Source organism: Streptomyces antarcticus, from assembly GCF_026627255.1.
GTDB lineage: Bacteria > Actinomycetota > Actinomycetes > Streptomycetales > Streptomycetaceae > Streptomyces > Streptomyces antarcticus.
The window spans coordinates 395,079-416,747 of record NZ_JAPNLM010000004.1 but is presented as its reverse complement, the minus strand read 5'-3'; the positions used below and the strand labels follow the sequence as shown (position 1 = coordinate 416,747).

Here is a 21,669-nt window from a genome sequence, read left to right as displayed (position 1 = left end):
GCCCCCACCCCCCACCCCCACCGCTGGCAACTCAGCCCCGACCTCAACCACCCCATCCTCTTCGAACACACCAACGACCACCACCCCGGCATGGTCCTCATCGAAGCCGCCCGCCAAGCCGCCACCGCCCTCCACCCACCCGGCACCTACACCCCCACCACCATCACCACCCAATTCCACCACTACGCCGAACTCGACACCCCCTGCTGGATCGACGCCACCCCCACCACCCCCCACCACACCACCATCACCGGCCACCAACAAAACCGCACCATCTTCCACTCCACCATCACCAACCACCCCTAACCCCCACCCCACCCACACCCACACCCACACCCACACCGCACCGCACCGCACACCCACACCGGCACCGGCACCGGCACCGGCACACGCACACGCACAACACAGCACGGCACGGCACGGCACGGCTCCACACCCGCACCGCACCCGCACCGCACCCGCACCGCACCACACCCACACCGGCCTTGAAGTCGTCTTGTCGCAGGGGTCGATGGCTGATGATCGTCGCGGCATGCCGGAGGTATGAGGTATCCGCAGGGTGCGGGTCTGACCGCGAGAGGCACACATTCCGTGAACGGGTCCGGATGGGAGCGGCCAGGAAGCTCGTCGATGGGCGGGACGGCCCCGATCGCCAGAGAGCTACGGATCAGCATCCGGCCGGTTCAGCGGTGACGGCAGGCCTGAAGGGAAATCGGCCAGGACGGAGTCCGTCCCCGTGGTCCGGCGTCCCGGCCGAGGCCGGGCAGGTTGCTGTTCGCCGTGCTCAAGGAGAAGCTGGCCAAGGCCCGGTCGCTCACGTCTGGCCTGATCAACGATGCACGCTCACCCGGATCAAGACCCTGACCGGGCGGCGGTCCCACAAGTCCATGACTGTCGGGACCTCGCAGACGCTGCGGAGACACAGCTGGAGCCATCAGATTCCGGCCCACCGTGCCGTCAAGCGGGACGACGCAGCCGCGACCGGCCGGGGGTGAACGAGAAGTGACCGCACCTGGAAGCACCACGGCGGCGCCCGGCGCCCGGCTCGTCTTCGAAGACGAAGCCGGATCCTCGATGACGCCGCCGACCTCCCACGCATGGGGCCTCGGTCATCCGGGTAAGAGGCCGCCCCAGCGCCGCTCCTCCACAACGGCCCAGTGCTCCTACAGACCCGGCGAACGCCCCACCCGACCAACCGGCGCACACAGCACAACCACCATGAAAGCAGCGGCCGCAAAAGCTTCACCTGGACCGAGTATCACGACATCCTCATCGCAGGTCGGCATCCGCACACGGCGCACCAACACAAGGGGCGACAGAGGGCTTTACGCCACAGCCGGGGAGAGCTCCCCCTCCGGTACCACCACCAGGAACGCGTCCCGCTCCAGGTCCATCACCACACTCGCCACCACACCCTGCGCACGACGCTGAGCCGCGAACTCCTCCGCCGGCCAACTCCCTCGCGGCCCACCCGCCGGAAAGCACTCCAGTACCTTCACACCAGACATCTCAGCCACCTTCAACCTCCGTGCCGTCCGCCACGTTTCACGCCTATACCCCGCGGACAGCCTGGCATCCCTCCACCCCCCACACTCGCCTTCACCACACCCCACGGAAGCCTCAGCAGCACAGGACGGAGGGCGTGTCAGCGATCTTGTAAGAAGCCGTTGCCATACCGATCATGGAGTCTGTCGATCGAACTGGAGTCTCGATCGGGTGATCGCGGGCACTGCCCGGCATGAGAGCAGGGCCTGGCGGTATACGGGGAAAATCCAGGGAGCGGACGGCCGCGCGCTGCTACGGTCGGGCGCTATGAGCTGGCTCCCCGATAACTTCGTCCATCCCGTCCTGGTACCGCTGCCGGGCAGTGGTCATCACCTGCGGCCGATCCGGGAGACGGACACCCCGCTCGACTATCCGGCTGTGATGGGTTCGCGCGAGCGGCTGTGGACCATCTACGGCCTAGCCTGGGGCTGGCCCGCGGCCACCATGACCTACGAGGCCGACCAGGCCGACCTGTTGCGGCACGAGAAGGAGATCGCCGCACACCAGTCGTTCAACTACGCGCTGTTCGACGCGACGGAGACAGCTCTGCTCGGCTGCGTCTACATCGACCCACCGGAGAGGGCCGGCGCGGACGGCGAGATCTCCTGGTGGGTGGTGGACGAGCTGGTGGACAGCAAGGTCGAGCAGGCCCTCGACGAGCTGGTGCCGCAGTGGATCGCCGCCGACTGGCCGTTCGAGCAGCCGCGCTTCCTCGGCCGAGAGATCTCATGGTCGGACTGGCTCGCCCTGCCGGAGCACCCCGCGGCGTAAGAAGCCGGTGTCGTACCGATCATGGAACGTGCAGGTCGAACAAGGTTCCTGGTCGGGTGGTCTTGCGGTGGTGCGGACATGAAGGCGGGGCCTCTTGGTAGCTCGGGGTGCGAACCTCACCGAGCGGCCCAAGGAAACCCCGTTGTCCCATGTGTACGCTCTCGCGCCCGTGGACTTCAACTCGCCTGGCGTGTCGTGCGATTGCCTCGCACACGTGCACGGGAACCCGGCTGATCACCCGGACCGGGTGCGCCGGTATCCCTCGGAAATGACGGACACGGACTGGTCGGCGGTGCGGCCATTGTTGCCCACCCCGGCCTTGCTGGAGGGCCGCGGCGAGCAGCCCTAAGCGTATTGCCACCGGCAGATGCTGGATGCGATCCGCTACCTGGTCGCGGGCGGGATCTCCTGGCGGGCGATGCCCGTGGACTTCCCCGGCTGGGACCGCGTCTACGCCTTCTTCCGCCGCTGGCGGCAGCACGGACTGATCACCGAGTTCCACGACCGGCTGCGCGGGCGGGTCCGCGAGCGCGAGGGACACGAGGCGGAACCGACGGCCGGGATCATCGACGCGCAGTCGGTGAAGGCCGCCGCGACGGTGCCCGCCGACTCACGCGGCTACGACGGCGGCAAGCAGATCAGCGGCCGCAAGCGGCACATCATCACAGACTGCCTCGGCCTGCTCCTGGTCGTCGCGGCGACCGCCGCGAACGTGGGCGACCGCGCAGCAGCCGGGCCCCTGTTTCTGCGGCTGCGTCGGCTGCACCGGGACACCTGCCTGGTCTGTGCCGACGGCGGCTACACCGGCGGACTCGTCGACTGGTGCCGTCAGAAACTCGCCTTCGCTCTCGAAGTCGTCAAGCGCACCGACGACATGGAGGGGTTCGTGGTGCTGCCGAGACGCTAGGTGGTCGAGCGAACCCTGAACTGGCTGATGTATTCGCGCCGTTTGTGCCGGGACTACGAAACGCTGACCGTGACCAGTGAGGCGATGATCCTGTTCTCGATGATCACGCGGATGAGCCGCCGGCTGGCCCGGCCACGAGCCGACGGCCGGCACTGAACGCCCCCGAGGCCTCCTGGAGCAACCACCCGCGCTCGGCCAGGCGCTTGGCTTTCGACCGCACACCTTCGACCTTCGCCGCAAGCGCGTTGTCGATGCCCAGTGCCGTCGCGATGTCCTTGGCCCGCACCGGCTCGTGGACCGGCCGGTCCTGAAGCACGTCCAAAATCCGCTGGTTGGCCAGCGAAAGCACCGACACCGACACCCCTTCCCGCCAGGGCGGCACGACCGCTCCTGGTACCGACGCGGACACCGACACAGGAGCAGGCGCTTGTTAGCCTTCGGCCTCCGTCACGACGTGGTCTCTTCAGCAGATGCGGCCAGGGCGTCGACGAGCTCTTCGCGCGCGATCACTCGCTGGTCCAGCTCGATCTCGGCTGCCTCCAACGCCGCGGTCATACGGGACGCCTCCTCCCGCAGGTCCTCCACCCGCTCGCGGGCAGCCGTTTCCCGCGCCTCCAGCAACCCCAGCATCGACGCCACCGCACACCCCTCGACGATCAAGCGGAAACAGAACGTCGAGAGCCTCCCTCACCCGACCGAAACCATGCTGAACAGCAGAAACTCAACGATCACATCAGGTAAGACAACGGCTTTTAAGTCGCATGGTGTCATTGAATGCTGAGCCGGTCCTCGAAGGAGTGGGTGGGCGGAGGCCGCGCGCCTCAGCCGCCGGGGCGGGTCTGACGTCGTCGGCAGCGCCACCCCGGCGGCCGGTGTCCTACGTGAGGGGCGGCGCGGCGGGCCGATGAGCGGGGTGCGGACGGGGGGTGGTGAGCCCGATGAACACCACCATCTCGTGGCGCCCATGATGGTCTGTTGTGCTGTGGTCTCGCAGTTGTTGGTCAGCCAGACGTTGCCCGAGGGGTCGACCTGGACTCCCGTGTAGCGCTCCAGACTGTCGCTGGTGTAGCCGGTTTCCGCCGGTGAAATGGGGTCTCCGGTCCGCAGGCCGGGCGGGCAGGCGGAGAGCCGGGCGCCACAGAGGTGGCTCAGGCGCTGGCCTCCGAAGTTCGCCACCCAGATCGTGTCGCTGCCGTCCACCGCGATGCCCCACGGCAGGACGAGTCCGCCGTTGACGAACGGCATGACGAGGGGTGGTGCCGTCGGAGCGGATCATCGTGACCGAGGCGTCGATGTACTGGGTGACGGCCTGCACCACCGTCTCGGCGAGCATCGCGGAGGTGGTCCCCCGCACGCGGCCACCACCGCGCCGCCGTTGGACATCCATACGTTGCCCAGGCTGTCGGAGGCGATGCCCATCGGGCGCCTGGTGCCGCCAGCCGTGACCGTGCGCAGGGGTTGGCCCTGCGGAGGCATCTGCACCACATTGTCGCTGCCGTTCCCGGTGACCCGGGCCTGGCCCGGGGTGTCGATGGCGATGTCGAACGGCTTGACCAGCCAGTCTCCTGCGGGCGCGATGTTCCTGGCCTGCTCGGGGCGCCCGTGCGGGATGCGCGTCACTCTGCGGCCGCCGCAGTTGGCCACCCAGATGGTGCCTTCGCGGTCCCGTACGACTCCCTGGGGTCCAGCCCGCACCCCCTGCCCTTGAAGCCGAAGTTGGCGACCCGGATGCTCCCGCCGGGATCCTGTGCGACGCCCCGAAGCCGCTCCCTATAGCCCTTCGCCCGGTAGGGCGCCCCGGGGGCGCTCTGGCCGGTGGGGGTCATTTGAGAGAGGAGGCTCGATCCGCAGGCGGGCCGGGCTCCGCCGGACCGGGGTTGTAGACGTGATTGTTCGGGATCCAGGCGTTGCCCGCCGCGTCGAACGCGATGCTGCCCGGGCCGTCCAGCATCGTGGCCGTTGCCGATGTGGCGCAGTGCGATGGTCCATGCGTCGGGCGCCGCGGCGAGCGCGGGCGATAGTGCGGTGCGGTGCGGTGCGGCGGAGGCCAGCGCGAACAGTGCCCGGACGTCGCGGCCCGGGGCGCGGGCGATGTCCGCGGCGGCCTGGAAGGTGTTCCGCGGCGCACGGGTTGTCCGGGGCGTCGCGCCAGCCGGAACAGTTCGTCGCACGTCCGGCCCGCGGTGCAGCCCGCCAGGGTGTCGGACAGGCTGTTGCAGGTGCGCAGGGCGAAGTCTGGTTGTCGTTCGGCGCGGCGGCGAGAACCTTGGCGATCTTGCCGGTGCCGATGTCGGTGTCCTGTCGATGTCGGCCACGTTGTGGGCGGCCGTGGCCGCATTCTGCAGCCCCGAGTGGGGACCGGACACCTGCGCGCGGTGAACTGTGCCGGCGCGAACCCGGCCGCCACGGTGGTGCGCTCGCGAAACCACTCCGTTCTCGAACGGGAACGGCTCGCCTTGCCCGCCGTGACGGTACCCGATCCCGAAGGGGCCGCCCAGGTTCCCGGCCGCTCCACCGGTTCGGCCCCGAGGAACGCGACGCGGCGCCGTACGTGCGCCCACCGGACGACGCGAACACGGCGCCCGGCGTACGTTCGCAGCCCGTCCGGCCGAGCCGTGCACCTGGACCCCGGCGACACCGCGCCGTTGTCTCCCGGCGGCGCGCACAGCCGGAAGGGAGCGGGAGACAGGGTGGGCAGACGAACGTACGTTGCCGGGGGCGCGCCCGGCGGGTACCGGATCCGGGACGGCGGAACGCGGACTGCGGCGCGCAGCGTGCGGAACACGGTGTGCGGAACACGGTGTGCGGCGGCTGTCTCAGCCCGTGTACTTGCGCCACAGTTTGACGGTCGTCTTCGGGTTGCTCGCGGAGTTGGACTTGTGTGTCGCCAGACAGCGGTACTGCTGGCCGAGGTGGACGACGCGGTCGTTCTCCTCGTACTGCCGATTGACTTTCCATTCCGAGAATCCTGCGGCCATGTGGAGACACCTTTCGCCGGGCCGGCTCGCTGCCGTCCCCCTCGAATCTTCGCATCATCCGAGCGGGTCCCCGTCCAGGGCCTGTCCGTACCGGTCCGGTGCCTCCCCCGTCTACGTGTGTGCGGCGGGTGTCAGGTCGCGGTGGGGGCCTTCCCCGCTCCGGCCGGGGTGGGACGGACGGGGCGGCGGCGGGAGACCGCGACTCCTGCCAGGCAGATCGCTCCGCCGAGCAGGGTCAGCCAGCCGGGGATCTCGTCCAGGGCGATCCAGGCGATGAGGACGACGACGGCGGGGACGGCGTAGGTGGTAGCGCCCATCTTCCCGGCGGTGGTCCGGGAGAGGGCATAGGTCCAGGTGGTGAAGGCCAGGGCGGTGGGGAAGAGGCCCAGATAGATCATGTTGAGGGTGGCCGTCAGCGGGGCCTGGGGCACCTGGGCGAGGAGCTGACCGGCGAAGGGGAGGGTGACCACGGTGCCGACGAAGCATCCGTAGGTGGTCACCTGGAGCGGGCTCGCGTACCTCAGTGCCGGCTTCTGGGAGACGACGCCTGCGCCGTAGGTGAGGGCCGCGACCAGACAGAGCAGAACGCCGAGCAGGGACGAAGCGCCGCCCCGGGAGGTCGACAGACCCACTACCAGCGCACCAGCGAAGGAGACCGTCATGCCCAGCAGCAGCATGCGCGGGAAGCCCTCCTTCAGGAGCCAGCCGCCGAGCAGGGCGATCACGATCGGGCCGATGTTCACGATCATGGCGGCGGTTCCCGCGTCGACCTCCTGCTCGCCCCAGTTGAGGGCCACCATGTAGAGCCCGAACCAGAGGACGCCGGAGGTGAGGATTCCGGGCCACGCCTGCCGGGGCGGAAAGGGAACCCGCTTGACGGCGAGGACGAGCGCGAGGGCGAGCGAGGCCGTCAGCAGACGTCCCAGGGCGAGGGCTCCCGGGTCGTAGTGGGCCGCGGCGGCACGGATGGAGACGAACGCGGAAGCCCACAGCACGACGGTGAGGCCGGCTGCCAGCAGGGCGCGGTGATCGGTTCTGGGGTCGCCAACCGTTTGATCCATGCGGGTCAACGTACCCACACCACCGACTGGTTGCCCACACGGTTTCTGCGGCGTGGAACGTCTCGCGGACGGCGGCCGCGCAGGCCCCGGGGTACGTGGCGGCCTGCGGCCGAGCGGGGCGGCCGGGGCCCGTCGCCCGGCTGCGGGAGACGGGCCCCGGCCAGGGCACGCCCGGCCCCGTCGGCCTCCGAGCGTGGCGGCGCGGCCATACGCTCGGGACCTCCGGGCGACGGCGCCACCACCGCGCCGAGCCGTCCGGCCACCCGCGCCCCACCCTCCGGTCCGAGCGGAGTCGGCGGCCCCGGCGGACGGAGCCGAGGAAACCACGGAAGCCACGGAAGCCACGGAAGCCACGACAGCCAAGGAAGAAGCCGCGGAAGCGGGGACAGGACCCTAAGCAGCGGCCCCGAACGAGGCCAGGTCCTCGCGCACGGCCCGGACCACCGCGTCCTGGCGCTCGGCCAGGTAAAAGTGCCCGCCCGGGAATCCGCGGAACGTGAACGCCCCCGCCGCCAGCTCCCGCCAGGCCATCGCCTCGGGCACGCTCACCCGCGGGTCCTGCTCGCCGCACAGCACGCTCACCGGAACGCGCAGGGCCGGCCCCGGTGCGCAGCGGTACTCGTCGACTGCCCGGTAGTCCCCGCGCAGGGCCGGCAGGATCAGCTCCTTGAACCCGTCGTCCGCCAGGAGCCGGGGGTCGGTGCCCGCCAGCGAGCCGAGTTGCGCGAGGAGGGCGTCGTCATCCGGTGGACAGGCGTCCTCGGCCCGCCGCAGCAGCGGGGAGCGCCGCCCGGAGACGATCAGCCCGCGCAGGGATCCGGCCCCGGTCCGGGATCCGGACCCGGCCTGGGATCCGGACCCGGCCCGGGATCCGGCCCCCGCCTCCGCCTCCAGCCGGCGGGCCAGCTCGAACGCCACCAGCGCGCCCATGCTGTGCCCGAAGAGCACCAGCGGGCCGTCCAGCCACGGCCGGAGCGCCTGGTGCACCCCGTCCACCATGGCCCCGATGCTCCCCGGGGCCGGTTCGGCGAGCCGGTCCTGGCGGCCCGGGTACTGGACCGTCAGCACCTCGGCGTACGCGGACAGCGCCTGCGAGAAGGGGAAGTAGTACGAGGCGTTGCCCCCCGCGTGCGGCAAGAGCACCAGCCGGGGCGCGGGCCCCGGCGGTGCGGGGTGGAACCGGCGGAGCCACGGGTCGGGCCCCGGCCCCGGGCGGCCGGCGCCCTCGGCGGTGGTGTGCGCGGTGGTCATGTCCGCTCCTCGAACTCGTCCGTCAGCAGCCGCTTCTTCTGCGGCTTGCCCATGGCGTTGCGCGGCACGGCGGTGATGAACCGGACCTCGCGCGGCCGTTTGTGTACCGACAGGTGCGCCGCGACGAAGTCGGTGAGCTCGGCGCCCGTGACCCCTTCGGCGACGACGAAGGCCACGATCCGCTGGCCCAGGTCGGGGTCCGGGGCGCCGACCACGGCGGCCTCGCTCACCCGGGGGTGGTCCAGCAGCGCGTTCTCCACCTCTCCCGCGCCGATCCGGTACCCACCCGACTTGATCATGTCGACGGAGGCCCGGCCCACGATCCGGTGGACGCCGTCCGCCTCGTCGACGGCCGCGATGTCACCCGTGCGGAACCAGCCGTCCTCGGTGTAGGCGGCGGCCGTCGCGTCGGGGCGGCCCAGGTAGCCCGAGAACAGGGTGGGGCCGGTCAGCTGGAGTTCCCCGATCTCCGCTCCCGCCTCGGCCGCGATGCGGGTACGGATCCCCGGGAGCGGGGTGCCGACCGTGCCGGGCCGTACCTCGCCGCCCGCGCGGCCGCTGACGGTGATCAGCGTCTCGGTCATCCCGTACCGCTCCACCGGCCGGTGCCCGGTGAGGGCCTCCAGGCCGCGGAACACGGGGGCGGGGAGGGCGGCGCTGCCCGAGACCAGCAGCCGCGCTCCGGTCAGTGCGGCAGCCGCGTCCGGCTCGGCGGCGATGCGCGACCAGACGGTGGGCACGCCGAAGTACAGGCTGCCGCCCGCACGCGCGTACGCCTCAGGGGTGGGACGGCCCGTGTGCACCAGGCGGCTGCCCGTGCGCAGGGCACCGAGCACCCCCAGGACCAGCCCGTGTACGTGGAAGAGCGGCAGACCGTGCACCAAGGTGTCCTCGGCGCTCCACTGCCAGGCGTCGGCCAGCGCGTCCAGGTCCGCGGCGATCGCCGCGCCGCTCAGCACGACGCCCTTGGGCGGGCCGGTCGTCCCCGAGGTGTACAGGATCAGTGCCGGCTCCCCGGACACGGGTACGGAGGTCTTCTGTGGCCCCTCGGTGCCGCGCCGGGCGAAGTCCGCCCCGACCATCACCGCACCGGAGTCCCGCAGGATGTGCTCGCGCTCGGCCGGTCCGGCGTCGGGCGCGAGCGGTACGACGGGCACCCCCGCCAGCAGTGCGCCCACGACGGCGGCGACCGTCTCCAGCGACGGTGTCGCGCTCACCGCCACGGCCCGGGCCCCTGCCACGTCGGCGGCCACCCCTTGGGCCGCGCCCAGCAGTTGCTCGTACGAGGCCGAACGGCCGGCCACGGTGACGGCGTCCGCGCGATCCCCGTAGACACCGGTGAGGGCGGTCAGCATGGCGGCAACTCCCCTGACGAGACAGCGAAAAGTCTGCGGCCACAGCCTACGGGGACGATGCGGCCGCCCCGCACACGCACAGCTCACCGCGGATCAGCGGATCAGCGGATCAGCGGACGGCGCGGGACCGCGTACGCGCGGGACCACGCCGGAAGCGGGGCCGCGCCGGGCCCACGCCGTTCCGCCGGGACGGGCCCCGGCCGGGGCGGCGGATCAGGGGCTGATGCACCAGCCCGGGCGAGTACCGGCGGTCCAGGAGGTGGCCGCCTTGCGGCGGGCCGTCGCAGGCGCCCAGCGGGCGGCTTCACGCTCCGTTGCCACGTCCTCCCGTGCCTCGTCCAGCGCCTCGGCGATCCGCGCGGCCAGGGCCGCCGACAGGGCCACCGCGACCGCGGCCACTTCCTCGGGTTCGGGCGAGCCACTGGTGATGCGCCACGAGGGCGCGGCCGGGGCAGCCTGGGTGCGGCCCGTGTCCTGTTCGGCAGGCGGCGTCATCGGCTCCTCCGTCTCCCGGGGCCGTCCATGCTCCGGCGGGTACCGCCGAAGCGCACCGGCGCGCACCGTTCGTGGCCGGGCCCGTACGGATCATGGGCACCGCTGCGCCCGTACGGCGGCCCGGTCGCCGTTCCCCCATTGTGCGCCCGTTCCCCGCCGGGGGCCTCGCGGGACGGCGTACCCGTGAGGGCCGCACCACCCAGCCGGAACCGGGCCAACCGGGCGGGGCCCGGCGGCACCGTGCCGCGCCGCGCCACACCGGGCAGGGCCACACCGGGCAGGGCCGCGCCGCACCGGGCGGGGCGACCGCCGACCGCCTTCGGCTCGACCGCCGACCGGCTTCGGCTCGGGCCGCCGCTGCCCCGACATCGGCGGTGCGGCCCCTCAGCGTCGCTCCAGCGGGACGTAGTTACCCTGTGATCATGTCTGAAGCCCTGTCCCTGGCGGCACTTCGCCTGGCACCCGTCACCTCGCAGAACATCGATGCCGTGTGCGCGGTACAAGTACGCCCTGATCAGAGTCACTTGGTGTCCCCCGTCATGAAGTCCCTGGCGGAGGCCTACGCCCACGGCGAGGTTGCCTGGCCACGGGCCGTCGTCGACGGCGGTGAGGTGGTCGGCTTCGTCATGGCTTTCCTCGACATTCCCTGGAACCCGGCCGAGAACCCCGCCGACGTGCGATCGGGGATCTGGCGGCTCAACATCGACGCCGCCCACCAGGGCAAGGGGTACGGCCGCTTCGCGGTCGGCGCCGTCCTAGAGGAGATCCGCAGCCGGGGCACGGACCGGGCGTACGTCTGCTGGGACACCGGCGAGCACACCCCCGAACCGTTCTACCTGGGGTTCGGCTTCACCCCCACCGGCGAACTCAGCGGCGGGCAACGGGTGGGCGTCCTCGCCCTGGCCCCGTCGCCCGGCAGCTGAGGCCCGCCCCGTCACGGCCCGCGCCGTCACGGCCCGCCCGTACGGCGGCCCGGTCCGGGCGCCCGCGGTGACGACCGCGCCGTCGTCACCGACGGGCAAGCGGGCTCGTTCGCCTTCATCGGTGGCCGGGAGGCCGGAGGATCACGGCCTTCGCCCAGTCGGGTCGGTTCGATTCGCCCGGTCGGATCAAGCGGAAGCGGCCGACCGCCGCGAATGGCCCTCCACGGGGTCACCGGACAGGCCGTGGGACTGAGGAGGTGCCTACCGTCGCTGCCTGAGACATCGGCTCGCGAAGCGTGTGGAGGCATCATGTCCCATCGGGGCCGCTGGCTGGCGGGCACCTTCACGAGTACGGTCGCGGTCGGCCTGCTCGTCACCGGCGGCGCCCTCGCCCCGCTGCCGCGCGTGGGTTCCGGCCGCGACGCCGGGACCGAGGTCGCGGTCGGCGCCTACCTCCACTACGGCTCGCCCGGCGTCGAGAGGATGGAGGAGTTCTCGCGCTGGCTCGGGGGGACAGAGCTGCGTGCCGGGCACACCTACCTCCCCGGCGACACCTGGTCGAACATCGAGGGGGCACCCGATTCCCTGCGCAGCTGGGCGCGTTGGTGCAACGCGCGGGCGGATCGGCTGTTCGTCCTGAACGTGCCCATGCTGGAGCACAACGAAGCCGGTGTCCCCGACGCCCGGGTCGCCGAACTGATCCGCTCCGGCGCGCGGGGTGAGTACGACCACCACTTCCGGCGGCTGGCCACGCGTCTGGTCGACCTCGGGGTACCGGACACGGTGATCGTCCTCGGCTGGGAGATGAACGGCTTCGACTACACCCACCGGTGCCGGCCCGACCCCGAGAGCTGGAAGGGCTACTGGCGTCGCATCGTGGCTGCCATGCGCGCGGTGGAGGGACAGCGGTTCCGCTTCGACTTCGCCCCCAACCGCGGCGGCGACGCGATCGCCTGGACCTCGTGCTACCCGACCTGAGCGCGTACGTGAGCGACCGCGATCTCGCCGATGAGGGTTCGCTGCTGCTCTCCGAGGCCGTGGCCAACGCGGTGGAGCATACGGAGAGTGACCGTCTGCGTCTGGTCATCCGGCACGACGCGGAGACCGGCGCGCTCATGTGCGCCGTACGGGACGCGTGCGCGGAGGTGGCGCGCCCCGCGGGGGAGGCGGGCGCGCGCGAAGGAGGCACGGTCATGGACAGCGCCGTGTGCGAGTCCGGCCGGGGCCTGGGGATCATCGACGCGCTCAGCGCGGCCTGGGGCATCAGTACGGACGGCTTCGGCAAGTGGCTGTGGTTCTGTCTCGACGGCACGGGGGGTACTGACCGCAGCTGACCGGAGCCGGCCTCCTGGCGGCGCGGCGCCCCGCGCGGGCCCGGGTTGTCTTCGCGTGCCGGTACGAGGCGTCGTCCGCCGGTGCCGGGGCGTCCGGCGGCGGCCGTCAGGCCTCCGCCCGGCGGGTTCCGTACCCTGGCGGCATGCGCATGCGCCCCACGTTGAGCTGGACGCCCACCGAGGACCTCCTGCCCGGCACCACGGATCCGGAGCCGGTCGCCGACGCGCTGAGGACCGGCGGTGTGCTGGTGCTCAGCGGGGCAGGGATCTCCACGGAGTCGGGCATCCCCGACTACCGCGGCGAGGGCGGCAGCCTGAAGCGGCACACCCCGATGACCTACCAGGAGTTCACCGCGAGTGCTCAGGCCCGGCGCCGGTACTGGGCGCGCGGCCACCTCGGCTGGCGTACGTTCGGCCGGGCCCGGCCGAACGCCGGGCACCGGGCCGTGGCGGCGTTCGGGCGGCACGGTCTCCTCTCGGGTGTGATCACCCAGAACGTGGACGGCCTGCACCAGGCCGCCGGCAGCGAGGGCGTGGTGGAACTCCACGGGAGCCTGGACCGGGTCGTCTGCCTTTCCTGCGGCGCCTTCAGCGCACGCCGTGAACTCGCCCTGCGGCTGGAGGAGGCCAATGCGGGCTTCGCGCCCGTGGCAGCCGGACTGAACCCCGACGGGGACGCCGACCTCACCGACGAACAGGTCGGGGACTTCTCCCTGGTGTCCTGCTCGAGGTGCGGCGGGATCCTCAAACCGGACGTGGTGTTCTTCGGCGAAGCCGTGCCGCCGGAGCGGGTCGGGCACTGCCGCGAACTGCTCGGCGCGGCGACCTCACTGCTGGTCCTGGGCTCGTCGCTGACGGTGATGTCCGGGCTCCGGTTCGTCCGCGAGGCGGCCCGGGCCGGGAAGCCCGTACTGATCGTCAACCGGGACCCGACCCGGGGCGACCGGCACGCCGCCACCCGGGTCGCGCTCCCCCTGGGCACGACGCTCACCGCCCTGTCCGGCCGGCTGGGCATCCCCGTCGACGGCCGGCCGGCGACCTGAACCAGGGCCCGGGGCGCAGGCTGACGCCGGCCCCCCGTTCCGGCGGCCGGGGGCGGGAGACCGGCCGTCCGGGCGAGGCGGAGGGCGACCCCACGGGCATCGACGGCAATTGCACCGACGAGTACACCGACGTCAAGGTCGAGTGGGCCGTACCGCCCGTGAAGGACGACTCGAGGCTCCTGCTGGTCGTCACCAACACCGGCACCGAGCCGTGCACGCTGCGGACCCATCCGGTCCTCCGGCCGAAGGACGGCCACGGCCGGCTCGTGGAGGTCTTCATGAACTCCAGGCCGCAGGCGGAGGTGACCCTCGCCCCCGGCAAGGAGGCGTACGCGGGACTGCTCCTGCGCCAGAGCTCCAAGGACGTCAGCACCCTCGTGAAGGACATGGCGCTCGCGCCGCACGGCCAGAGCCCCGACAGCCCCACGGGTGAGGGGGTGCTCCTGGAGATGCCGAAGGGCGGCGTGTACGTGGACGACGCGGACCGCGTGACGTACTGGAACAGCAGCTCGGAGGCCGCCGTAACGCCGCTGTTCACCCGCTGACAGGGTGGCCGGCGGGCTCCGGCCACGGAGCGCGGATGCGGGTGCGGGGAGGTGCGGGGCCGGCGGCGGATTTCTTACGGGTGACCTCAGGGGCATGCCTGCCCCGCCGCGTGCGGTGGGGGTGCTTGGCTGCGGTGTATGGCCCCCTTCCGTACGTCCCTCAGCCCGGGCGGGCGCGCCGGCTGCTTGTCCCTGTTCGTCGTACCGCTCCTGTTCACCGCGGTGAGCACGGCGCGGGCGGACCCGCAGCCGCCCGCACCCCCGTCCGCTGACACCATCGCCGCGAGCCCTTGCGACCTCGTGAGGCCGGCCGCGGGCTTCGTCTGCGTACCGGCGCCCAAGCAGTGCTTCACCGCTCCCTGTCCCCAGTACGACATCGTGCCCGCCGTCCCCGGCCCGGTCACCGAGCCGGAGGCCACGGCGCCTGGGGCCACCGTGCCTGTGGCCACGGTGCCTGTGGCCACGGTGCCTGTGGCCACCGAGCCTGCGCGTGCCGAGCCGGTGGCCACGGCACCCGCGGGCGCCGCGCCCGCACGGTAGGCGCGGCGGCCCGGCCGCACCCTGCCACCGCTCGCACCCCCGCGCCGCCGGGAACCCACGGAGAATCATGTCCACGTCAGCCACCCCCGAAGCCCGTGCCACGACGCTGCTGCGCCGCCCCCGACTGTGGCCTCACCGGACTGCTGGCCCTGCTCCTGTCCCTGCTCTACATGGGCGGCGTCGTCAACCCCAACGCGGACCTCCGCGATCTGCCCATCGCCCTCGTCAACGACGACCTCGGCAAGCCGCCGCCCGGGCAGCGGGAGAACCTCGGTACACAGATCGCGGCCGCCATCGCCTCGGACGACGCGGGCGGCAAAGCCGGTTGGCGCCGGCTGACCCGCGCCCAGGCCCAGACCCAGCTCGACTCGGGCAAGATCTACGGCGCGTTGGTCATCCCGGCCGGCTTCACCGACTCCGTCACCGCTCTGACCACCCCCGGGGCCACCCGACAGCCGATGATCACCGTGCTCACCAACCCCGGGAAGGGGAGCCTGGGCTCCTCCCTCGCGAGCCAGATCACCACCCAGGCCGCCCACCGCGCCTCGCGGTCCGTCGGCCGGCAGCTCACGGCGTCCGCCGGCGCCCGGGCGGACACCACCACGAAGCTGCTGCTCGCCGATCCGGTGGACGTGGTCACCCAGATCGGTCACCCGATCGGCGCCCACAGCGGACTCGGCCTCACCGCCTTCTACTACACGCTGCTGCTCGTCCTGGCCGGTTTCATGGGCGGCAACGTCATCAGCAGCTCGGTCGACACCGCCCTGGGCTACGCCGACAACGAGATCGGCCCCTGGCACACCCGCCGCCCGACCGTGCCGATCAGCCGTACGCAGACGCTGCTGCTGAAGATGCTGATGACCGCGGGCATCACGTTCGTCAGCACCGCCCTGGTACTCCTGGCCTGCGTCACCGTCCTGGGAATGGACGCCTCCCACCTGCCCCTGCTGTGGATCTACTCCTACTGCGCGGCCCTGGCCGTCGGCCTGGGAGTCCAGGCCATCAACGCCGCGTTCGGCGGGCTCGGCCAGCTGGTTTCCATGTTCGTGTTCATCGTGCTGGGCCTGCCGTCGTCGGGTACCACCATCCCGCTCCAGGCCGTGCCCGGCTTCTACCGCTTCCTGTCCCACTTCGAGCCCATGCGCCAACTCGGTTACGGGGTACGCGCGATCCTCTACTTCGATGCCCGCGCCGATGCCGGACTCGCCCGCGCCTGGGTCATGATCGCGATCGGCACCGTCCTCGCCCTGGCGTTCGGCTTCGCCATGACCGCGTACTACGACCGCAAGGGTCACAAGCGCTTCACCCCGCAACCCGCCTGACCACGACTCGTCGAAGCACCCGGCCGAGCCGGGGCCGGCCCGAGGCGAAGGCGCGGACCCGCCCGTCACCGCGCCCGGCTCCACCAAGAAGTATTGCCGCGAACAACACCAATTCCCCATAAAACGAAGTCACTTCGACGCAAGAACAAACTGGTTGACTGGTTTACTTCGCCTCTGTTCCACTACATTGGCCCTACAGAAGCAGCCGTCGACGGGGAGAAGCACGTGGCCAGGGTCAGGCAGGAACGAGCCGAGATCACCCGGCAGGCCATCCTCGACGGCGCGGCCGTCGCCTTCGACCACTCCGGATTCGACGGCACGAGCCTCAGCGACGTCGTCCGGCACGCCGGGGTCACCAAGGGCGCCCTCTACTTCCACTTCCAGTCCAAGGACGCCCTCGCCCGTGCCCTGATGGACGAGCAGTTCCAGGTCGCCGAAGGCGTCGCCACCATCGAGAACCCGGGCTTGCAGACCGTCATCGACCTCACCCACCAGATGGCGCACGCGCTGCGCACCAACGCCCGCGTCCGCGCCGGGATCCGCCTGCTCATCGAGTTCGGCTCGTTCACCAACCCCGACCCCTCCCCGTACAACTCCTGGATCGACACCTGCCACCGGTGCCTGATGCCGGCTCAGGAACGGGGCGACGTCCACGCCGCGCTCGACGCCTACGCCCTCTCCACGTTCCTGGTCGGCTCGTTCACCGGCATCCAGGTCACCTCACACGTGCGGACCGCCCGCGGCGACCTCCACACGCGCGTCCTGGACATGTGGAACTACCTCCTCCCCGGCATCACGCCCGCCGACCGCCTCCCGCTTTTCGACCCGGCGGGCTCACCCGGCTGCCGGGCCCGGCTCGGACTCGCCGACGCCGCCCCCACCGCAGCCACAGTCACGGCCACGGCCGGCTGACCCCCAGAACCAGGGCGGCCTCACCCACGCCGTGGCGAACCACGGGGGTGCTCACCACGGCGTGACAGAGGCCGCCCTGCTCCTCCCCCGAAACCGGCACATGCGGGAGCGCGGCGCGTGCCGGAAGCAAGGAGCAAGGGAGCAAGCGGGGCTCCGACCTGCTGTGACTCCGCACACCCTCCCTTGACCAGGCAAGGAAGGGTTACCTAAGTTCGACGGCATGACCCCGCCTCTCACCACACCTCCCACCGGCCCGTCCGAGCCCGCCGCCTCCGGGCTGGTCGACTTCACGGTCGACCTCACCTCCCAGGAGGTCCTGCGCCGGGCCCAGGTCATGGCCGCACTCGGGCCCGACTGGGACCCGATCGAGGTGCTGCGCGGCGAGGACGCGGCGTACGACCTGCTGTACTCGGGGCTCGACGCGCGGCAGCAGCGGCTGTACGACGACCTGGTCACGGCCGGCGTTCTCCCGGGACGCGGAGGCGGCCGTGCTGCCTCTTGACCCGCAGGCCGACATCGGGCGCCGCGCCTGGGTCGCCTGCCCGAACTGCCGCGACACCCACGGGTGCGCGCCGTGCGAGGAGCGGCGGGCGTGCTCCACGCACTGGCGCTACCTGCTCACCAACACCGGCAGCCTGCTGCACCTGCAGTGCCCCGGCTGCACCCACGTATGGGTGCACGAGAGCGGCTTCGGTGCCACGCGCTCCGTGTGGAGCCGCATCACGAGCGGCCTACCGCGGCTCTGACCCCGGCCTGCCCGGCCCGCCTGAGCCGCCCCGGCCCGCCTGACCTCCTCGCGCCCTCACCCGGATCGCCCCTCTCCCCCACCGCGCTCGTGGCATCGCGCCTCCGGCCGGGCCGCAGACGTATGGTCGCGTGACGAATGCGGCATATCGGTCACGAGAGGCGGCGCGGTGAAGCGGATGGGACGGCCGGGATTCAGGGTGGGCACCGTCGCGGTGGTGGCACTGGCGGGGCTGGCATGCCTCACGGCGGGCTGTACGCCGAACAGCGCGCCGAAGGCCCTGGGGCCGTCCGCGAGCACCGGCAGCGCCGCCGCCACCGGCACGGGTGAGCCCACCGGCACGGCGGTGGCCCGGAAACCGCTGCCCGCCGATGTCGAGCGGAAGCTGCGGAACGCGGTCGACAACGCCTGGCGGACGAACAAGGTGCCCGGCGTGCGCGTGGACGTCAACGTGCCCGGGAAGGGCGAGTGGGGCTACTCCGTCGGGGCGGCCGACCTCCGCACGAAGGAACCGATCGCCCGGGACGACAAGGTCCGCATCGCCAGCATCACCAAGACCTTCACCGGCACGGCCGTGCTCCAGCTCGTGCGCGCCGGAAAGCTCCGGCTCGACGACTCCCTGGACACCTACGTCAGCTGGCCCGGCGGCGGCGACATCACCATTCGCCAGCTGCTGAACATGACCTCGGGGATCTACAGCTACACCGACGATCCGGCCTGGCTGAAGCAGTACACCGCGCACCCCGACGCCCCGTTCCGCACGCAGGACGCCCTCGACATCGCGCGCCGCCACGCGCCGTACTTCGCGCCGGGCAAGGGCATCAAGTACTCGGACACCAATTACGTGCTGCTCGGCGACATCGTGGAGAAGGTCGGCGGGAAGCCCCTGGCGGAGTGGATGCGGGCCGACATCGCGCGGCCGCTGAAGCTCACCGCCACGAGCTATCCGACGGACTCCGACATCCAGGAGCCGTTCGCGTCGGGGTACACGGCCGGGCCGGACGGCACGATGGCCGACACCACGCGCTCCAACCCGTCCTATGCGGCGGGCGCGGGCGCGATGCTCTCGAACCTCGTGGACCTTCGGGTCTGGGCCCGCGAAGTCGCGACGGGCGAGAAACTGCTCACCCCCGAACTCCAGCGGCAGCGGCTCCGGTTCGTCCCGATCGCCACCGAGCCGGTGCGGGTGGCGTACGGGCTGGGCATCGCGTCGTTCGACGGGTGGCTCGGGCACAACGGGACGATCCTCGGCTACAACACGGCGATGTTCCAGGACCCGAAGGGCGGCGCCACCGTGATCGTGGAGATGAACCGGTCGTTCGCGACGCTCGACGAGGACCACGCCACCGAGCTCTTCCTGGAGATCGCGAAGATCATCACGCCGGAGACGTAGGCCGGAAGCCGCCCATGTGCCGCTGGTGCCGCCGCGCGGCACGGAAGGCGCCCGGTGCGCGGCGCCCGGATCCCGGATCCCGGATCCCGGATCCCGGATCCCGGGCCCGTCAGCGTCGGAGCACCTTGCGGGACACCACGTTCCCGAGCAGCCGGGCCGCGCTGTACGAAGTGTGCTGCGGGGGGGAGGGGGGAAGTGACGCGCGGCCGGGCCACGGCAGGGCCGGATGGGCCACCGCATGCCGGAGGGCGGCCGCGTCGCCACCGCCGCCGCTCCGGCCACTGTCATCGTGGGCCACCGCGTTCCGTCTCCCCCTGGAGGTACCTCCGTGTCCCCACGCCCGTACGGCCTCGAGCGTCGGATCCGCCCGTCACTGCGCCTGGTCGCGGCGACCGCCGTGTGCGGCGCCGTACTCGGCGGTCTGACCCAGCCGGCGCGGGCCGGGGAGGACCGCGATCCGCCTGCCGGAGCCGCCCTCCAGCAGGAGCTGCGGGACCTGGTGGCCACCCCCGGCGGTCCCCCCGGCGTCATCGCCGTACTCCAGGACGGCGACCGTACGGAGGTCTACCGGGCGGGCGTGGCCGACGTGGAGAGCGGCCGGCCGCCGAAGGCGAGCGACCACATGCGGATCGCCAGCGTCGCCAAGGCCTTCAGCGGGGCGGTGGCGCTCCGGCTCGTCGACCGCGGCCGGCTGCACCTGGACTCCACCATCGGAGAGGTGCTGCCGGGCCAGCCTGCCGCCTGGCACCGGGTGACGCTGCGGCAACTCCTCAACCACACCAGCGGATTGCCCGACTACTCGGGTTCCCAGGACTTCATCGACGTCATCTCGGCGGACCCCCGCCACCGCTTCGACTCACGGCGGCTGCTGGAGTTCGTCGCCGACGAGGACCTCGCGTTCCGCCCGGGAAGCCGGTACCAGTACTCCAACTCCGACAACATCGCCGTCGCCCTCATGGCCGAAGCGGTCACCGGACACCGGTACGAGCGACTGCTCCGCGAGCTCGTGTACGAGCCGCTGGGCCTGGAACGGACGAACCTGCCCCAGGGATACCGGCTGCCCGATCCCTTCCTCCACGGCTACCAGGTGGCCCCGCCCGCCGAGCCCGTCGACGTCAGCGAGGCCGTGAGCGCGTCGGGAGCCTGGGCCGCCGGCGGCATCGTCTCGACGCCGAAGGACCTGACCAAGTTCATCCGGGGCTACGCGGGCGGCAAGCTCGTCTCGAACCGGACCCGCGAGCAGCAGTTCACGTTCATCCCCGGCGCGCTCTCGCAGCCCCCCGGCCCCGGCCGCAACGAAGCGGGACTGGCCATCTACCGCTACACGACGCGCTGCGGGGTGGTGTACGGCCACACGGGCAACACCGCCGGTTACACGCAGCTGGTGGCGGCCACGGCTGACGGCAGCCGTTCCCTCACCTTCTCGATCACCGCGCAGACCTCGCTCACCATCGCCCCCGACCTGCTCGCGCAAGTCCGCTCGGTCCAGGAGGACTTCGTGTGCGCCCTGCTGCGCGAGTGACCCCCGCCCTCGCACGCGGGTTCACCCGATGGAGTGAACGCCCGGGCTCCGCGACAGGGTGACCCGTCGGGCTGCGGCCGGGGCATCCGCCGTGCGGGCGGGGTGAGTTGAGGCGATGCGGGGTATGCCGGAGTCAGCTGCCCCGCCCGCCGCCGACTGCCATGATGGTCGGGCGGACAGGACCGCCCGTCGGCGGCAGCGAGGGAGGGCAGGGTGTCGGAACCCGAGAACGCGAAGGGCCCCAAGGTCCCGCCGAACTACCCCCCGAAGACCCCGCCGCCGCCCAAGAGGCCGGTCGAGGCCCCGCGACCGAGCGGGGAGGCGGAGGCGGACACGTCGGCGCTCGCCCGCCCGGACGACCACCGGACGGCGACCCGGGACCGCGTAAGGATGACCGTACGCAACCGGCGCGCGGCCAGCTGGACCCTCCCCGCGGACCGCTGGGCGGCCGGCAAGGCCGCCTCCCGGATCGTCGGGGCGGTGCGCGGCTGGGGCTACGAGCACCCGGGCGACGAGTCGGTCCGCCGGTCCGCGGAGCTCCTGGTCGGCGCCGCGGTCGCGGACGGCGGCAAGCGGATCAGCGTGCACGCGGCCGACCAGGACGAGATGATCCTCATCGTCGTCCTCAGCCACCGCTCCGGGCCGGCCCCGGACGACGACGCGTTCCTGACCCGTGTCGCCGCCGTCAGCGGAACGGCGAGCTGCGGCAGCGACGCCGCCGAGGACGGCCGCCGGGTGTGGAGCCTGCTGGACACCCGCCCGCGGCGGGCCTTCGGGGGCGCGTACGCCGGGCGGCCCGGACAGGACTGAGGAGCCGGTCGGCGGCGAAGCCCCCGTATCGTCGGCTCTCACCCGCGGGCAGCCCGCGGCGCGTCGGGGCTCCCTCTCACCCCCTTCCGCGACGTCACGCACCGCGACGCCGGAGCTACCGGACACGACCCTCGGCCGGGGCCGCCGCCTCACCTGGGAGTCGGCGCCGAAGGCGGCGTAATCTGGTCAAACCGCCACAGGCAGCACGCGGAACGCG

The 21,669-nt window shown here is 72.0% G+C and carries 23 protein-coding genes and 3 pseudogenes; 17 read left to right on the top strand and 9 right to left on the bottom strand.

Annotated elements, in window-relative coordinates; genetic code table 11:
- Together OTB16_RS09945 and OTB16_RS39220 are read left to right on the top strand one after the other, a co-directional pair.
- Positions 1-306, top strand: a 306-nt coding sequence (locus tag OTB16_RS09945) for an AfsA-related hotdog domain-containing protein (RefSeq protein ID WP_267719616.1), incomplete at its 5' end; no start/stop codon positions are given.
- 212 nt (positions 307-518) lie between these two features.
- Positions 519-995, top strand: a complete 477-nt coding sequence (locus tag OTB16_RS39220; protein WP_324290789.1) for a winged helix-turn-helix domain-containing protein — start codon at positions 519-521, stop codon at positions 993-995.
- A 330-nt stretch (positions 996-1,325) separates the two neighbouring features.
- On the opposite strand, the gene OTB16_RS09935 is transcribed toward OTB16_RS39220, so the two are convergent.
- Positions 1,326-1,508, bottom strand: coding sequence for a hypothetical protein (locus OTB16_RS09935; protein ID WP_267719614.1), 183 nt, complete (start codon positions 1,506-1,508; stop codon positions 1,326-1,328).
- A gap of 304 nt (positions 1,509-1,812) precedes the next feature.
- Between OTB16_RS09935 and OTB16_RS09930 the strand changes: the two genes are divergently transcribed.
- Positions 1,813-2,316 (top strand): GNAT family N-acetyltransferase, encoded by a 504-nt coding sequence (locus OTB16_RS09930; protein ID WP_267719613.1) that lies wholly within the window; start codon positions 1,813-1,815, stop codon positions 2,314-2,316.
- 364 nt (positions 2,317-2,680) lie between these two features.
- Positions 2,681-3,223 (top strand): annotated as a pseudogene (locus tag OTB16_RS09925) (transposase); the annotation flags it as partial.
- 103 nt (positions 3,224-3,326) lie between these two features.
- On the opposite strand, the gene OTB16_RS09920 reads toward OTB16_RS09925, so the two are convergent.
- The 8 genes from OTB16_RS09920 to OTB16_RS09885 all read right to left on the bottom strand — a co-directional run bounded on the left by OTB16_RS09920 (position 3,327) and on the right by OTB16_RS09885 (position 10,363).
- On the bottom strand, positions 3,327-3,605 hold the full coding sequence (locus OTB16_RS09920) for a hypothetical protein (RefSeq protein WP_267719611.1): 279 nt from the start codon (positions 3,603-3,605) through the stop codon (positions 3,327-3,329).
- A gap of 65 nt (positions 3,606-3,670) precedes the next feature.
- Complete coding sequence (locus OTB16_RS09915; protein ID WP_267719610.1) at positions 3,671-3,883, bottom strand: hypothetical protein; 213 nt, start codon at positions 3,881-3,883, stop codon at positions 3,671-3,673.
- Positions 3,884-3,910: 27 nt separating this feature from the next.
- Positions 3,911-4,468, bottom strand: a complete 558-nt coding sequence (locus OTB16_RS09910; protein WP_267719609.1) for an NHL repeat-containing protein — start codon at positions 4,466-4,468, stop codon at positions 3,911-3,913.
- Positions 4,469-6,039: 1,571 nt separating this feature from the next.
- Positions 6,040-6,201, bottom strand: coding sequence for a carbohydrate-binding protein (locus tag OTB16_RS09905; RefSeq protein WP_267719608.1), 162 nt, complete (start codon positions 6,199-6,201; stop codon positions 6,040-6,042).
- A gap of 131 nt (positions 6,202-6,332) precedes the next feature.
- Positions 6,333-7,262, bottom strand: coding sequence for a DMT family transporter (locus OTB16_RS09900; RefSeq protein ID WP_267719607.1), 930 nt, complete (start codon positions 7,260-7,262; stop codon positions 6,333-6,335).
- Positions 7,263-7,655: 393 nt separating this feature from the next.
- A complete protein-coding gene (locus OTB16_RS09895; RefSeq protein ID WP_267719606.1) occupies positions 7,656-8,513 on the bottom strand; it encodes a thioesterase II family protein in 858 nt (285 codons plus the stop codon).
- Positions 8,510-9,868: an AMP-binding protein gene (locus tag OTB16_RS09890; RefSeq protein WP_267719605.1), complete on the bottom strand. Its 1,359-nt coding sequence runs from the start codon at positions 9,866-9,868 to the stop codon at positions 8,510-8,512. The genes OTB16_RS09895 and OTB16_RS09890 overlap by 4 nt, the downstream gene beginning before the upstream one ends.
- 213 nt (positions 9,869-10,081) lie before the next feature.
- A complete protein-coding gene (locus OTB16_RS09885) occupies positions 10,082-10,363 on the bottom strand; it encodes a hypothetical protein (protein WP_267719603.1) in 282 nt (93 codons plus the stop codon).
- A gap of 422 nt (positions 10,364-10,785) precedes the next feature.
- Between OTB16_RS09885 and OTB16_RS09880 the strand changes: the two genes are divergently transcribed.
- The 13 genes and pseudogenes from OTB16_RS09880 to OTB16_RS09820 all read left to right on the top strand — a co-directional run bounded on the left by OTB16_RS09880 (position 10,786) and on the right by OTB16_RS09820 (position 21,452).
- Complete coding sequence (locus OTB16_RS09880) at positions 10,786-11,286, top strand: GNAT family N-acetyltransferase (RefSeq protein ID WP_267719602.1); 501 nt, start codon at positions 10,786-10,788, stop codon at positions 11,284-11,286.
- Positions 11,287-11,595: 309 nt separating this feature from the next.
- A pseudogene (locus OTB16_RS09875) lies at positions 11,596-12,258 on the top strand (glycoside hydrolase family 26 protein); the annotation flags it as partial.
- Positions 12,249-12,620: an ATP-binding protein gene (locus OTB16_RS09870; protein ID WP_324290788.1), complete on the top strand. Its 372-nt coding sequence runs from the start codon at positions 12,249-12,251 to the stop codon at positions 12,618-12,620. The pseudogene OTB16_RS09875 and the gene OTB16_RS09870, both read left to right, overlap by 10 nt.
- A gap of 143 nt (positions 12,621-12,763) precedes the next feature.
- Positions 12,764-13,663 (top strand): NAD-dependent protein deacetylase, encoded by a 900-nt coding sequence (locus OTB16_RS09865; protein WP_267719601.1) that lies wholly within the window; start codon positions 12,764-12,766, stop codon positions 13,661-13,663.
- Positions 13,660-14,208 (top strand): DUF4232 domain-containing protein, encoded by a 549-nt coding sequence (locus OTB16_RS09860; protein WP_420717663.1) that lies wholly within the window; start codon positions 13,660-13,662, stop codon positions 14,206-14,208. Before OTB16_RS09865 ends, OTB16_RS09860 begins: the two co-directional genes overlap by 4 nt.
- 138 nt (positions 14,209-14,346) lie before the next feature.
- Positions 14,347-14,748, top strand: coding sequence for a hypothetical protein (locus OTB16_RS09855; RefSeq protein WP_267719599.1), 402 nt, complete (start codon positions 14,347-14,349; stop codon positions 14,746-14,748).
- A gap of 67 nt (positions 14,749-14,815) precedes the next feature.
- Positions 14,816-16,070, top strand: a pseudogene (locus OTB16_RS09850) (YhgE/Pip domain-containing protein).
- A 225-nt stretch (positions 16,071-16,295) separates the two neighbouring features.
- Positions 16,296-16,982, top strand: coding sequence for a ScbR family autoregulator-binding transcription factor (locus OTB16_RS09845; RefSeq protein ID WP_267719598.1), 687 nt, complete (start codon positions 16,296-16,298; stop codon positions 16,980-16,982).
- A 220-nt stretch (positions 16,983-17,202) separates the two neighbouring features.
- Positions 17,203-17,484 (top strand): DUF6400 family protein, encoded by a 282-nt coding sequence (locus OTB16_RS09840; protein WP_267719597.1) that lies wholly within the window; start codon positions 17,203-17,205, stop codon positions 17,482-17,484.
- Positions 17,471-17,728, top strand: a complete 258-nt coding sequence (locus OTB16_RS09835; protein WP_267719596.1) for a hypothetical protein — start codon at positions 17,471-17,473, stop codon at positions 17,726-17,728. Before OTB16_RS09840 ends, OTB16_RS09835 begins: the two co-directional genes overlap by 14 nt.
- Before the next feature lie 198 nt (positions 17,729-17,926).
- Positions 17,927-19,120 (top strand): serine hydrolase domain-containing protein, encoded by a 1,194-nt coding sequence (locus OTB16_RS09830; protein ID WP_267719595.1) that lies wholly within the window; start codon positions 17,927-17,929, stop codon positions 19,118-19,120.
- A gap of 328 nt (positions 19,121-19,448) precedes the next feature.
- A complete protein-coding gene (locus tag OTB16_RS09825) occupies positions 19,449-20,642 on the top strand; it encodes a serine hydrolase domain-containing protein (protein ID WP_267719594.1) in 1,194 nt (397 codons plus the stop codon).
- 213 nt (positions 20,643-20,855) lie between these two features.
- Positions 20,856-21,452, top strand: coding sequence for a hypothetical protein (locus tag OTB16_RS09820; protein WP_267719593.1), 597 nt, complete (start codon positions 20,856-20,858; stop codon positions 21,450-21,452).
- The last annotated feature ends 217 nt before the right edge of the window (positions 21,453-21,669 follow it).